12 protein-coding genes are annotated in these 13,206 nt (G+C 49.4%); 9 read left to right on the top strand and 3 right to left on the bottom strand.

Annotated features, from left to right (window positions below):
* Positions 1 to 83 precede the first annotated feature (83 nt).
* From Q0274_RS04410 to Q0274_RS04390, 5 genes are all read left to right on the top strand, one after another.
* Complete coding sequence (locus Q0274_RS04410; protein ID WP_298027977.1) at positions 84 to 1,343, top strand: glutamate-5-semialdehyde dehydrogenase; 1,260 nt, start codon at positions 84 to 86, stop codon at positions 1,341 to 1,343.
* A 370-nt stretch (positions 1,344 to 1,713) separates the two neighbouring features.
* A complete protein-coding gene (locus Q0274_RS04405; protein ID WP_298027975.1) occupies positions 1,714 to 2,313 on the top strand; it encodes a hypothetical protein in 600 nt (199 codons plus the stop codon).
* Positions 2,314 to 2,361: 48 nt separating this feature from the next.
* Positions 2,362 to 2,970, top strand: a complete 609-nt coding sequence (locus Q0274_RS04400; RefSeq protein WP_298027974.1) for a DNA-3-methyladenine glycosylase I — start codon at positions 2,362 to 2,364, stop codon at positions 2,968 to 2,970.
* Positions 2,967 to 3,326 (top strand): MmcQ/YjbR family DNA-binding protein, encoded by a 360-nt coding sequence (locus Q0274_RS04395; RefSeq protein ID WP_298027972.1) that lies wholly within the window; start codon positions 2,967 to 2,969, stop codon positions 3,324 to 3,326. Before Q0274_RS04400 ends, Q0274_RS04395 begins: the two co-directional genes overlap by 4 nt.
* Positions 3,327 to 3,631: 305 nt before the next feature.
* Positions 3,632 to 4,768: a PLP-dependent aspartate aminotransferase family protein gene (locus tag Q0274_RS04390; protein WP_298027971.1), complete on the top strand. Its 1,137-nt coding sequence runs from the start codon at positions 3,632 to 3,634 to the stop codon at positions 4,766 to 4,768.
* A gap of 648 nt (positions 4,769 to 5,416) precedes the next feature.
* Here the strand turns inward: Q0274_RS04390 and polA are convergent.
* Positions 5,417 to 8,233 carry a DNA polymerase I gene (gene polA / locus Q0274_RS04385; protein WP_298027970.1) on the bottom strand — a complete coding sequence of 939 codons (2,817 nt, stop codon included), beginning with the start codon at positions 8,231 to 8,233 and terminating at the stop codon, positions 5,417 to 5,419.
* Positions 8,234 to 8,377: 144 nt separating this feature from the next.
* On the opposite strand from polA, the gene Q0274_RS04380 reads away from it, so the two are divergent.
* From Q0274_RS04380 to Q0274_RS04365, 4 genes are all read left to right on the top strand, one after another.
* On the top strand, positions 8,378 to 8,722 hold the full coding sequence (locus Q0274_RS04380; protein ID WP_298027969.1) for a hypothetical protein: 345 nt from the start codon (positions 8,378 to 8,380) through the stop codon (positions 8,720 to 8,722).
* Between the two features lie 17 nt (positions 8,723 to 8,739).
* On the top strand, positions 8,740 to 9,915 hold the full coding sequence (locus Q0274_RS04375; protein ID WP_298027967.1) for a peptidase M50: 1,176 nt from the start codon (positions 8,740 to 8,742) through the stop codon (positions 9,913 to 9,915).
* On the top strand, positions 9,912 to 10,217 hold the full coding sequence (locus tag Q0274_RS04370; protein WP_298027966.1) for a metal-sulfur cluster assembly factor: 306 nt from the start codon (positions 9,912 to 9,914) through the stop codon (positions 10,215 to 10,217). Before Q0274_RS04375 ends, Q0274_RS04370 begins: the two co-directional genes overlap by 4 nt.
* A 74-nt stretch (positions 10,218 to 10,291) precedes the next feature.
* Positions 10,292 to 11,380, top strand: a complete 1,089-nt coding sequence (locus Q0274_RS04365; protein ID WP_298027965.1) for a hypothetical protein — start codon at positions 10,292 to 10,294, stop codon at positions 11,378 to 11,380.
* A gap of 97 nt (positions 11,381 to 11,477) precedes the next feature.
* On the opposite strand, the gene Q0274_RS04360 is transcribed toward Q0274_RS04365, so the two are convergent.
* Entirely contained in the window at positions 11,478 to 12,920 is a 1,443-nt protein-coding gene (locus tag Q0274_RS04360) for a Ppx/GppA phosphatase family protein (RefSeq protein WP_298027963.1), read from the bottom strand.
* On the bottom strand, positions 12,921 to 13,166 hold the full coding sequence (locus Q0274_RS04355) for a YfhL family 4Fe-4S dicluster ferredoxin (RefSeq protein ID WP_005871264.1): 246 nt from the start codon (positions 13,164 to 13,166) through the stop codon (positions 12,921 to 12,923).
* Positions 13,167 to 13,206 lie beyond the last annotated feature (40 nt).

Below are 13,206 nucleotides of genomic sequence, written 5' to 3'. Positions count from 1 at the left end.
AGGAATTTTGGACGCGATACAAGCGACGCTCGCGGCATTTTTATACGCAGCATGCGATTTGATTTATAGAGTAAGGAGCAAAAATGAACGAAATTTTAGAGATTTGTAAGCGCGCAAAAGACGCTTGCGGCGAGCTTTTGAGGCTTGATAGCAAGTCTAAATTTGAAATTTTAAACGCCGTAGCAAACGAGCTGCTAGCGCAAAAAGAGGCTATAAAAACGGCAAACGCCAAAGATCTTGCAAGCGGCGAGAGATCGGGCCTTAGCTTGGCACTGCTAGACCGCCTAAGGCTAACCGACGCCCGCATCGAAGCTATGGCGCGGGGCGTGCGCGAGGTAGCGGGCTTTGCCGAGGTCGTAGGCGAAAATCTAGGCGGCTGGAGCCATCCAAACGGCATGCAAATCAGCCGCGTGCGCGTGCCGCTGGGGGTGCTCGGCATCATCTACGAGAGCCGCCCAAACGTCAGCATCGATGCGGCGGCTTTGGCGCTAAAGAGCGGCAATGCGGCGATCCTGCGAGGCAGCGCTAGCGCGCTAAATTCAAACATCTTTTTAGTAAATTTATTTAACGAAGCGGGGGCGAAATTTGGCTTACCGACGGGCGCGGTGCAGCTAGTAGAAAGCCCTGAGCGCGAAGTTGTGGCGCAAATGGCGAAAATGAGCGAATATATTGACGTTTTGATACCGCGAGGCGGCAAAAATTTAAAAGATTTTATTGCGCAAAACGCGACTGTGCCGATCATCATGACGGGCGCGGGGGTGTGCCACATCTTCGTCGATGAGAGCGCAAATTTAAGCGAGGCTGCAAAGATAATCAAAAACGCCAAAACCCAGCGCCCAAGCGTCTGCAACGCCGTAGAGTGCGTGCTTTTGCATGAGCGCGTGGTAGGCGAAATTTTACCGGGGCTTGTGCGCGAGATGCCGGAGGTCGAGTTTCGCGTGAGCTCGGAGCTTCTGGGCGCGTGCGAGTCGGAGCTGCGAGGCACTAAAAACGTCAAACTTGCAGGCGAGAGCGACTTTGGCGCCGAGTTTTTGGATCTCGTGCTAGCCGTACGCGCCGTGCGGGACGTAAGCGAGGCGATCAGCTTTATAAACGCGCATTCCAGCGGGCATTCGGACGCGATTTTAAGCGAGGATTATGCAAACGTCGAGCGGTTTTTAAACGAAATCGGTAGCGCGGTCGTCTACGCGAACGCCTCGACTCGTTTTAGCGACGGTAGCGAGTTTGGGTTCGGCGGCGAGATCGGCATCAGCACGCAAAAGCTTCACGCCAGAGGGCCGATGGGGGTAAGGGAGCTCACGACCTACAAATACGTCGTCCGCGGAAACGGGCAAATTCGTTAGCGGCTCGTCTTTTTCTAAAAGGCTTATCTTGCGAGCGCTTTTGAGAGAAATTTTGCTTCTCTTGCGCTCACAACTGCAAGCAGAAGAGAAATATCGCCGAAGCTCGGATGTATTATTTATACGCGCCCTTGCTTGGCTAATTTTCGCCTCGCCTAAATCTCGCGATAATTTGCCTTAAATTTGCATTGCGGGTTAAATTTAGACTTAATTTTAAAATTTTAATTCGCGATGTTCTGTTTTTAAATTTCGCAGCCCGCAATCATAAATACGCCGCCGTTTAAAGCTCGATTCCGCCACGTTTTCAATCAAAATTTAACTACGTTTTTATATAATCGCTCTGGAAATAAAAACTTTTTTTCAAGGCTCAAAAATGCAAGAAAATATAACCGATGAGGGCAGAAAGCAGATCATCGAAAAGGCGAAAGCCGAAGGAATGAGTGCGGCGGCATTTATGCTCTTTACGATGCTACTACCTTATGCCTCGGACTTTTTTCCGCAGTTACAAAATAAAAGCAGCGGCCCGACGACGGCGCTAGTCGTAATTACGCTTATGTATTTTTACAGAGCGCTTAAAAAGCTCCAGCCCCTGTGCAAAGCACGTCTCATCCTGTTTTTTACGCTTTATTGGACGAGCAGCATTGCGGTTGCGATATTTTTCGTGCTAGCTACAGTTTACGAAGCGGAACAATACATGTTTATTTTGTTTGTTATCGGCTTATTCGTTTCGTTGGTCTTTTGTATGGTCTGCTGGATGATTTTAAATTTTAAGCTTGCTAAAATCACGCAAAAACCGCTTTTTAAAATTTACGCTCTGTGTTTCGTCGCCTCTGTAATTTCTAGCATAGCAATAGTGGCATTGGGGGTTACAAAACACGACGCGATCTACTATGTCGATACCGCATTCAGTGTGATAACCGGAGCGCTTCTGATCGTCGCGTGGCATAGCATAGATAAAATAGAGGAACTGTAAATTTACATATCTGCTACAATTTTTAAAATTTAGCACAAGGGGTGAAATTTGAAAAATTCTACGGCGAGCGCGCAAAAAATACGCTGCGACTGGGCGGAGAAAAGCGAGCTAGAGCGCGTATATCACGACGAGGAGTGGGGCAAGCTCGTAAAGGATGATACGAAATTTTTCGAGCTTATCGTGCTGGAGGGCTTTCAAGCGGGCATCTCGTGGCATGCGGTGCTGCTTAAGCGCGAGGCGATGCGAGCGGCGTTTGACGGATTTGACGCGCATAAAATTTCGCTCTACGGCGAGGAGCAGACGGCGAAATTTATGCAAAATCCAGCACTCATCAGAAACCGCCTGAAGCTAAACTCTCTCGCCGCAAACGCCCGCGCATTCCTCGCCGTCGTGGGCGAGTTTGGCAGCTTTTACGACTATCTTTGGGGCTATCTTTTGCCTAAATTTGATCCCAAATTTGACGGCAAGCCCATCGTAAATCACTATGAGAACATAAAGCAGATCCCCGCCACCACGCCGCTTGCAGAGTTTATCGCAAAAGAGATGAAAAAGCGCGGGTTTAAATTTCTGGGACCCACGAGCGTCTATGCGTTTTTGCAAAGCGCGGGCGTAGTGGACGATCATCTGGACGCCTGCTTTTGCAAAGGAGGCAGATGATGCTCGCGCAGAAGCGAGTTTTTAGCTACATAAAGGAGAAATTCGGCGCGCAGGGCGAGCGGGTGTTTGACAAACACCCCGAATTTGCCGTGTTCCGCCACGCAAAAAACCAAAAATGGTTCGCCGTTTTTATGCGCGTGGACGGCAGCAAGCTGGGGCTTAAAAGCGCTCAGGCGCTAGAAATACTAAATCTAAAATGCAAGCCTGATCTCGCAGCGATCCTGCGCGACGAAGATCAAATTTTGCCCGCCTATCATATGAATAAAAAGCACTGGATCAGCGTAAATTTAAGCTCTAAAATCGCGCCCGAGCAGGTCTTTGACCTCGTCGATCTCAGCTTTGAGCTGACTTTATAGAAGCTGCGCAGCTTCGCTCACGTGATTACTCTTGAAAATAAAGCGCCGCTAAATAGCTAAATTTAAAGCTCTAGGCGCACAAGGTAAATTTTACCGCATTGGGTTTTGCAAAACACAGCCTACGTAAATTTTAAAATCCGATAGACGCTCAAAAACAATAAAAGCCGCAAGGGCGGATAGAATTTTTCGTCTCATAAGATCACCGTATCCGGCAAATTTTAACGAGCAAATCGACAATAAGCAAATTGATAAACGTGATAAATTTTTAAAATTTTGGATATACTACCGATTTTTAAGGAGAAAAGATGAAAATAGATACCCTAATCGTAAAGGGCATAGAGGCCAAGTCCAACCCCCACAACGCGGTGATTCCGCCGATATATCTAGCCAGCACCTTCGTGCAAGAAAGCCTGGATGATTTCGGCAAATACGCTTATTCGCGCGGTGCAAATCCTACGCGCAACGCCTTTGAAGAGCTTTTTGCAAAATTTGAAGGCAGCAAATACGCCTTCGCGCTAGCCTCGGGTATGGCGGCTACGAGCGCTGCATTTGCGCTGCTTAAAAGCGGCGATCGCGTGCTGTTAAATAACAACGTTTACGGCGGCACCTATCGCTACGTAAGCGGGATTTTTAAAAATCAAGGGATAAATTACGACTTGGTGGATGATCTAAATTTGATCACCGAAATTCCAAGCGACGTAAAAATGGTCTTCATCGAAACGCCATCAAATCCGCTTTTGCGCGTAACCGATATTGAGCGCATCAGCGAGCTCGCGCATAAAAACGGCGCGCTTGTGGTGATGGATAATACCTTTTTAACCCCGTATTATCAGCGCCCGCTAGAGCACGGCGCAGACGTCGTGGTTTATAGCGCGACCAAATACATAGGCGGACATGCCGATCTGATCGCCGGCATCGTTACTACGAACGACGATAAGCTTGCCGCAAGAATTCAGTTTATGAAAAACACTCTGGGCGCTACGCTCTCGCCTACCGACGCGTATTCGCTAATACGCGGACTTAAAACGCTAAGCGTGCGCTTCGACCGCCAGAGCGAAAATACGTTAAAGATAATAGAATTTTTACGCAGCAATCCTGCGGTAGAAGCGGTAAATTTCGCAGGCTCGCATTCGGCTAACGAAAAAGAGATACAAAATCGCCAAGCTAGCGGCATCGGAGCGGTCATCTCGCTGGTGCTTAAGCCGCAATACGACTATAAAACCTTTGCGCGCAGCCTTGAGCTATTCGATCTGGCGGTTAGTCTGGGCGGCGTAGAGAGCCTGATCTGCCATCCTGCGTCGATGACGCACGAGAGCTATCCGCGCGAGCTGCAAGAGCGCATCGGCATCAGTCAAAATTTGCTGCGCCTAGCTATAGGCATCGAAAACACGGACGATCTCATAGCGGACCTTGCCGCCGCGCTAGAAAGATCTAAAAAATAGGCGGCGCGAAATTTACGTAAGCTCGCGAAATTTCTGTGCAGGCTTGTAAAAATTTGCGCGGGCGCGCAGAATTCATGTCAAAATTTCGTCCAAAATCCTTATAGCTTCGCTCGTGAGGCTATAAGGGTGCGATCTTTACGAACCGGCGCGCATGGCGGGTTTAAAAAGGACTCGCCGCCGATCATTTCATCTTGCAAAAATCGCTTTTCGCAAAACCTATGCCCATTTTCTCGCGGGATAAATTTTGTATGAATTTTCACTCGTTAAATTTTACGAAGCGCGCGGCTTTGCGTAAAATTTAAATTTAAAAATTCCGCCACTACGGCGTTGAAATGAAATTTTAATTTATACGCACGGCAAGATTTATCCAGACCTCTTGCTAAAACACATCGTTTAAATTTAATTCGGATAAATCTATCTAACCGCCGTTTGATATTGCCAAGTGGAGAGCTTAAATTTAATCAAAATTTTAAAGGCGGGCGATCTGTGCCGCACCACGCCAACCGCTCGTAGCTGCTCGGTCTAAATTTGACACAATTAAATTTATCAAACGGGCAAATTTAGGCTCTGCCCTGCTCAAAAATTTAAAATTCTACGCGCCGTTTAAATTCCGCTTAAAATTTTAGCCACGCTTTAAATTTAGCGGAGTTACTTCAGCTCGCCCCAGCGCTTGGCGATGTTTAGGCTCGTCTTTAAGGGCACGTTCAGGCTCGCCGCACTTTGCATTATCTCCTGCGCACGCTCGCCGAAGCTCTGCGCCAAATCATCCCGCACCTCGAAGATCAGCTCATCGTGGATCTGCAATATCAGCCGCGCCTCATCATTTAGCAGTGGCGAAATCTCAACCATCGCCTTTTTGATGATGTCGGCGGCGGAGCCTTGAAATTTCGTATTCACCGCCTCGCGCTCGTAGCTCGCATAGACCATGTTGTTGCGCGCGTTTGCGAAGTCGAAGTAACGCCTGCGCCCAAAAAGCGTGCTTACGTAGCCGCCTTCTTTCGCGTCCGATTTTATGCTTTGCAAAAACTCTTTAATCGTGGAAAACGCCGCGAAATAGCGCTCGATATAGCCTTTCGCCTCGGCGCGCGCGATACCTAGGCTATCGCTTAGCTTACCCGCGCCCATGCCGTAGATGAGGCCGAAATTTATGCTCTTTGCGATCGTGCGGTGCGCGGGCTGCGCGTCGCCGAAAATGCTGATCGCCGTGCGCGCGTGAATGTCCTCATCCGCCCTAAACGCCGCCAAAAGCGCAGGATCGCGCGAAAAGTGCGCTAGCAGGCGCAGCTCGATCTGCGAGTAATCAAGCGAGATCAGCGAGTAGCCTTCGTCTGCTAGAAAGCAGTCTCGCACGTCCTTCGCAAAGGTGCCGCGCGCGGGAATATTTTGAAGGTTCGGATTTTTGCTCGCTAGCCGCCCGGTAGCCGTGCCGGTCTGCAAGAAATTCGATCTGACGCGGTTTTGCGCATCGGCTACCGCAAGCTGCAGCAGCGGCTCGCAGTAGGTGCTTTGCAGCTTGAACAGCTCGCGGTAGTCTAAAATTTTACCCACCGCGGGGTGCAGCACCGTAAGATCCTTCAGCACGCTTTCGTCGGTGCTATAGCCCGTCTTGGTGCGCTTTGCGGCAGGAAGCCCAAGCCGCTCGAAAAGCACGGCGCCGAGCTGAGCGGGAGAGTTGATGTTAAACTGCTCGCCGCAAAGCTCATAAATTTCATCCGTGAGCGCTCGCAGGGACTTTTCGTTGCGCGCGATTAGGCGCTTTATCATCTCTACGTCGATCTTGATGCCGCATCTTTGCATCTGCCAAAGCACCCGCACGAATGGAAACTCAAGCTCCTGCGCGAGCTTAAAAAGCGCGGGTTCGAGTAGCTGTTTGAGCTTAAAATACAGCCTCAGCGTCACCCACGCATCCTCGCTCGCATAGATCGTAGCGGCGTCCAGCTCCACGGAGGCGAAGGTCTCGCCCTTTTTGACGACGTCGCCGAAATGCACAGTCTCATACCCCAGATACCGCGGCGAGATAGAGTCCATCCCCACGGCGTTTGCGGGATCGAGCAGCCACGCTAGCACCATCGTATCGGCAAAGCGCGCAGGCGGCTCAATACTAAAATTATTTTTCACGATCTCAAAATCGTATTTTAAATTTTGCCCCACGACATATCCGCGAAACAGCGAGCCGATCGCTACCTTTGCCGCGTCCGAAGAAATTTGAGCCGGAGCGCCCAAATAGCTGTGCGCGAGCGGGACGTAATAGGCGCGCTCCTCGTTAAATGCAAACGAAAAGCCCACGATCTTGGCGCTTTTGCTGTCGATGCTAGTGGTTTCCGTATCGAAGCTCACCAAGGTCTCGGCGCTGACGCCTTCGCACAGCCTTGCAAGCTCCGCGGCATCGGTGATACAAACAGGCTCAAATGGCGTTTTAAAAGCGCTCTCGCAGCTTTGCCCGCCGCAAGCCGAGCCACCCGGGATAGAATTTTGCCCGTCTAGCCCCCCTACCGTAGCGTCCAAGATAGAGCCGCCGCGAGACGGCTCTGCGCCCGCACCCTTTCCGCCCGTACTTAAAACGGAGCTTTTTGCGCCCGCGCTTTTGCCCTCGTTCCAAAGATTAAGTCCGTTCTGCTCCTGCAGGCTTAACGCCGAAAGAAGCCTATTTAGCGCGTAATCTTTTAAAATTTCGCGGATTTTAAAAAGCGGATTTTGCTGCGGGAATTTCGCGTCCTCTAAAGGCGGGATTTCCAGCTCGTCGTAAAGCGTGGCCAGGCGCTTGCTTATGTAGGCGCTCTGCTTACCTTCTATCAGATACTCGCGCTGTTTGTTTTGCGGCAGGCGGTCTAAATTTGAATAGATCTCATCAAGCGAGCCCCATTCGTCTAAAAGCTTCTTCGCTCCCTTATCGCCGATGCCGCGCACGCCCGGGATATTATCGGCGCTGTCGCCGCAGATCGCCAAAAAATCCACGATCTGTTCGGGATAGACGCCGTAGCGCTGCAAGCACTCCTCCCTTCCGTAAAGCATCTTTTTGCCGTGGCTGTAAATTTTAACGTTTTCGCCGATGAGCTGATACAGGTCCTTGTCGGAGGTAACGATATTGATTTTATGCGTGGCGCCGTACTTTTTAACGACGCTTGCGATGAGATCGTCCGCCTCGTAGCCCTCGCGTCCGAGCGAGTAAAGCCCCATCTTTTCGATCATCTCGATGCAGACCGGTAGCTGCTGCAAAAGCGCGGGCGGCGGGGCTTGGCGGTTGGTTTTGTAATTCGGATCGATATCTGAGCGAAAGGTCTTGCCCTTGCTATCCAGAGCGAAAATTATATAATCGCTCTTAAATTCCTTCGAAAGATTTGCGATGAAGCTCGCAAATCCGCTCACCATGCCGCTGGGTTTGCCGTCTTTGGTCTTAAGCCCGCTCATAGCGTAGTAGAGCCTGAAAAAAAAGCCGAACGTATCGATGATCGTGATGGTCTGCATAATGGTCCTCGGATTTAAAATTTTAACGCGTAGTGTATTAAAATTCGGCTAAATTTACAAATTCTAAATAGGACTTGACCTACCTCATTTCAAAATTTTAAAATTTGCTATATAATCGCGCGAAATTTTAAAAAAGGATCAGGTATGGATTTTTTCACAGACTGGCAGGAGTTTGACGCAGCGGGCGCTACGGTGAAATTTTATAAAAAATCACAAGGCGGCGTAGAATACATCGGCTTTGATTCGCGCAAATGCATCCCGCCCGAGCCGATGGTAAATGCGCTGGTAGCGCTAAATTTCGTAAAAGACGAAACCAAAAAGGTCGTCATGCTCAATCATAAATTTCCGATGGGGCTGATCCCGAAGATCGAGTCTAAATTTGACATTGCCCGCGAGGATCTGGACGGCGACGCGGTCAAACTCACCATCAGCCTAAAACCAGGCGCGGTCAATGAGGGCTTTGACACCGACGCGAAGTGCCACGGCTAAAGGGCTTTAAAATTTAGATGAATATCACGACCTTTTCGCCGCCGTTTCGCATCGTAGGCGGCTATTTCATCTGCGGCTTTATCTTTTTGCTGCTAAGCGCAGCGAGCTTTTTAAAGGCCGATTTCGGCGCGATCCAGGCGCCACAGACGGCAAGCTTTTTTCACGTATTTTTGCTGGGATTTGTAATCAGCATAATCATCGGAGCGCTCTATCAGCTCACCTCCGTCATCATCCAAAAGGAATTTTTCACCGTTAAATTTGCGTTTTTAAATCTCCTCGCCTACGGCGCGGGCGTGGCTCTGCTAAGCGCGGGATTGCTTCTTTCAAGCATCCCTTTGATGCACGCAGGCGGCGGCGTTTTGCTGCTTAGTCTATTTTATTTTACGATCTGCTACGCGCTAAGCTTCATCGGCACGCCCAAATGGAGCTTCCCCGCCGTAGCGCTTGCGATCTCGGCTGCGTTTTTAGCCGTAGGGATCAGCCTTGGCTTCGCGCTCGTGCTAGCGCTTAGCGGCGTGGAGATTTTCGGAGTGTATTTTTCAGAAATTTTATCCTATCACATATACTTCGTGCTGGGCTTCGTGTTTTTCGTCATCGTAGGCGCTGCGTGCGTGCTGCTGCCGATGTTTAGCCTGGCGCACAATCTAAGCTTCGCACTAGCAAAAGCTTCGCTGGCGCTGTATCTGCTCGCGGGGCTGTTTTTACTAAAAGACTTTGGAATTTTCATCGCATTTGCCGCGCTTGCGAGCTTTGCGGCTCAGGCGATCTATATCCTAGCCAGGCGAGCGCGAAAAGCGATAGATTATTGGAATTTAAACGTCTACATCTCGCTGGCGGCTTTGGGATTTAGCGCGGCATTTTGGCTCGCAAGTCGCGCGGATGCGGCGGCGTTTTGGCTGCTATACGGCTTTTTGTTCGCCTTCATCGTCGCGCACCTTTATAAAATCGCACCCTTTCTCATCTGGTACCACTACGTCTCGCCCTTCGTCGGCAAGCGCAAAATCCCTATGCTAGAGGATATGATAATCAAAAAGATCGCCTACGCAGCCTGCGTGCCAAACGTCTTAGCGCTTGCGTGCGCGGGCCTTGGAGCGCTAACGCCTGCGGTGATCTTGCAAGCGGTAAGCATAATTTTGGTGCTAATCAACATCGTAAATATCTTTAACTACATAAAATTCGGAGAGGAAAAATGAAAGTAACGAAGGAGCAAATTTACGAGGCGCTTCGCGCCGTGGTGGACCCTGAGGTGGGCTTTGACGTCGTGTCGCTAGGGCTCATCTACGACGTAGCGGTAGATGAGGCGAACAACGCCAAAGTCACGATGACGCTATCGACTCAGTCGTGCCCGCTGCATGAGATGATGGTAGAATGGGTGCGCGCAGGTGCCGAGAGCGTAGAGGGTGTCGGCGAAGTAGAGATCGATCTCGTCTTTGAGCCGATGTGGAATATCGATATGGCGGAAGATCACGTCAAAGAAGCGCTCGGTAGATTTTAAACAGCTTTGCCGCACCCCGCAGTTTAAGCTTTGAAATTCTAAAATTAGACTTAAAATTTATACCTAGGGCTGCTATGAAAAAATTTACCGACGGCAAGAAAGAAATTCTACTTCAAACGCAAGGGCTTAGTTTGATTTCAAAGACGTTACAAAACGGCAAAGAAAGGCTGAGCTCTAAAGAATTCGCAAACCACGATGCTCTGCAAAAAGCTTTCGTAAAAAAGCAAGTTGATGCCCTAAAAAAGGGCTTCATCTACGAAAACAAAGAAGCAAAATTCGGCGAGGCAATAGCGCATGCCTATATCGGCGGCGGATACAGCGGGGCGCTTGGATTTGCCGAGTTTGAGGATAAATTTTACGTCTATAAATGTAATTTTGACGAGCACGGCTGCGATTATTTAATCGTGTTGGACGGCGAGCTAAGAACTCTTGCGCAAATTAAGCTACCAAAAATTTTAGCATGGAAAATGACCGCCACCGAAAAAGCTTTGGTGCTTGATTTGGACCACGAATTCTTTCTTTTTGATGGAGAGAAATTCAGCAGGCTTTTTGAAGCCTGGGGTATCACAGGAGGAGGCTTTAGCTCTGCTCTAAGCGGCAACGGCGAAATTCTAGCCTGCGGCACGGATGGAATTTTAGCTTTCGGAAGCGACAAGAAGCTAAATTTTAAAACGGATTTTTCGGCAAAAGCAATAGGCTTCGGCAATAAAATTTGCGTAGCCTGTGGGGATGAAGGCGGCAAAAATATCGCTAGGCTCTACCGCCTAAAAGACTTCGCCGAGCTTTGCCGTATCGAATGCGACGTGGGCTATATCCACTCCCTAAACGTGGGGCTTATCAAAAATGACACGATTTTGGTCGTAAATAACGGCTTTGATGAGCTGTATTTTTGGGACGTAGCAAGCAAAAAGCGTCTAAGCGCACCAAAAAGCTTGCCAAGAAGCGTGATGAGGTTTGCCGCAAACGATCAAATTTTTCTTACGTATTTTTATGGTGGATTTAAAGCATTCAGCTTGGAGGATTTTCGCCTCTTAGGCGAGTTTGAGTGCGAGCACTGTGTCAAAACTGCTGCTATTGAAATCTCGGGCGAGCGCCTTTGCGTTCGCACCGACTACGGATTTTTTAGCGTCTATTCTTTAGCCGAGAATGGAATTAAAATTTAAAAAGCGCTATTGATAGGGATTTATCGCCCGCTTCAAGCTCATAAAATTAAACGAACTCCGCCCGCCTTAAACTTACGCGACAAGCAGGGGTAGCTATTTAAAGGAATTTTATCGCAAAAATTGCGGGCTTTGAGAGCTTTTTAAGGCTTCCTTTAAGCATTATCAAATTATCCGCGCCGGAGATCTTAAGAGTGGAATTTTCAAAGCAAAATTCTAAATTTTTTAGCGCGTTTTCGCTTAAGAGGCGCGCAAGCTCCAAAATATAGCTCAGCCAGGCAAGCTTGGCGGAATCAGGCAAAATCGCGCTCAAAGGCGCGAACGTAGCGCCCAGCTCGCGCTTTCCGTGCATCGAGATGATCGCAGCTATGAGCGCCTTTTCTTTGTGCGTCGTGCGGTAGTTCAGCCCACCGAGCACCATATCCGCGCTGGTTTCGTGCTTAGCGTAAAAGCCAATCGCCCGCCCGATCTCGCAAAGCGATGCCGCGGTCTGAAGAATTTTAATATATTTTTCATTCAAGCCGTGCAGCGGCGATAGCGTGCAAAACAGCGCCTTTGCGAACTTCGGGGCCTCGCTCGGCTCGGAAGCGAAGCGATCTTTGAGGCTTCTTAGGCTCGGATTAAAGCCTCTAGGTAGGTTTGCGCCGCGCAGAATTGAGCTTAAAAACGCCCCCTCTCGCACCCCTACGCCGCTTGTGATGATCTTTTTCGCCCCCAGGCGCCTTACGATCTTATCAAAGATAATGGCGCCCTCTCTTATCGTGTCGTAGCGGTCTTTTTTGATCGGGAATTTCGCCAAATCAAGCGTCTTTGCGCTCATCAGCTTGGCAAAAAACGGCGCGTATTTTTCGTAATCGTAACTGAAATTATGCACGATTTTTAGTGGGTGGTTTTGCAGGCTCATCACGGCGCCGGAAAGCGCTCGCGCGGAGCCGCCCATTACGATTAAATTTTGCGTGCGAAACTCGGCGCCGAGCTGCGAGATCGCGCTGTTTATGTATTTCTCGAGCCCCTTCGTGTCGCCGCGGTCGAAAAACAGCTCCTTTAGCCGCACCGTGCCTAAATTTAGAGAAATTTTATTTTCTATCCTGCCGTTTTTTATGTAAGCAAGCTCGGTCGAGCCGCCGCCGATATCCAGCGTTATGCCCTCGGAAAAGTCGCTAAGTAAATTCTGCGCCGCATAAGCGCCCAGATAGGCTTCCGTCTGCCCGTCGATTTTGCGGATCGCAATGCCAGTTTGCTTGCGGACGAGATTTATAAATTCGGCTCCGTTCGGTGCATCGCGAAGCGCGGATGTACCGATGCAAAGCACGCGCTTGGCCTTGTAATTGCATACTAGGGTTTTAAATTTTTTAAACGCCAGCAGGCATTTTTGCATCGCTTCGGTGGTTAAAATTCCGCCGTTTTCGTAAGCGCCCTCGCCTAGGCGGATCTTGATCTTATGCTCGGCCAAAATGAAAAATCCGAGTCTACTCGTGCGCTCGAAAATCACGGCTCTGGCGGAATTTGAGCCCAGATCTATGACTGCGACGCGCTTGGGCATTTAAATTTCCATATGGACGTGTTTGTATTTCAGCTCGTCCGCCGTCTCGATATTATCGGGATCGGTGATGATACACTCGACGGGACAAACCACGATGCAAGCGGGCTCAGAGTAATCATCTACGCACTCACAGCATCGATCGGCATCTATGATGTATATCGGCTCATCCTCAAAAATCGCTTCATTAGGGCATTCCTCGCGGCACGCGTCGCAACTGATGCATTCTTTTGTAATCAACAATGACATATAATTTTACCTTACGAAAAAATTTATGGCGTTTATACCA

The sequence above is a fragment of the uncultured Campylobacter sp. genome (assembly GCF_937973075.1).
Taxonomy (GTDB): Bacteria; Campylobacterota; Campylobacteria; order Campylobacterales; family Campylobacteraceae; genus Campylobacter_B.
This window is presented reverse-complemented; position numbering and strand designations above follow the sequence as displayed.

What these genes read in the sequence shown, in the direction of transcription:
- Q0274_RS04395 (WP_298027972.1), top strand. Translation starts at nt 2,967, where the DNA reads ATGATGCTCGCGCAGAAGCGAGTTTTTAGCTACATAAAGGAGAAATTC.
- Q0274_RS04390 (WP_298027971.1), top strand. Translation starts at nt 3,632, where the DNA reads ATGAAAATAGATACCCTAATCGTAAAGGGCATAGAGGCCAAGTCCAAC.
- polA (WP_298027970.1), bottom strand. Translation starts at nt 8,233, where the DNA reads ATGCAGACCATCACGATCATCGATACGTTCGGCTTTTTTTTCAGGCTC.
- Q0274_RS04405 (WP_298027975.1), top strand. Translation starts at nt 1,714, where the DNA reads ATGCAAGAAAATATAACCGATGAGGGCAGAAAGCAGATCATCGAAAAG.
- Q0274_RS04360 (WP_298027963.1), bottom strand. Translation starts at nt 12,920, where the DNA reads ATGCCCAAGCGCGTCGCAGTCATAGATCTGGGCTCAAATTCCGCCAGA.
- Q0274_RS04380 (WP_298027969.1), top strand. Translation starts at nt 8,378, where the DNA reads ATGGATTTTTTCACAGACTGGCAGGAGTTTGACGCAGCGGGCGCTACG.
- Q0274_RS04410 (WP_298027977.1), top strand. Translation starts at nt 84, where the DNA reads ATGAACGAAATTTTAGAGATTTGTAAGCGCGCAAAAGACGCTTGCGGC.
- Q0274_RS04355 (WP_005871264.1), bottom strand. Translation starts at nt 13,166, where the DNA reads ATGTCATTGTTGATTACAAAAGAATGCATCAGTTGCGACGCGTGCCGC.
- Q0274_RS04375 (WP_298027967.1), top strand. Translation starts at nt 8,740, where the DNA reads ATGAATATCACGACCTTTTCGCCGCCGTTTCGCATCGTAGGCGGCTAT.
- Q0274_RS04370 (WP_298027966.1), top strand. Translation starts at nt 9,912, where the DNA reads ATGAAAGTAACGAAGGAGCAAATTTACGAGGCGCTTCGCGCCGTGGTG.
- Q0274_RS04365 (WP_298027965.1), top strand. Translation starts at nt 10,292, where the DNA reads ATGAAAAAATTTACCGACGGCAAGAAAGAAATTCTACTTCAAACGCAA.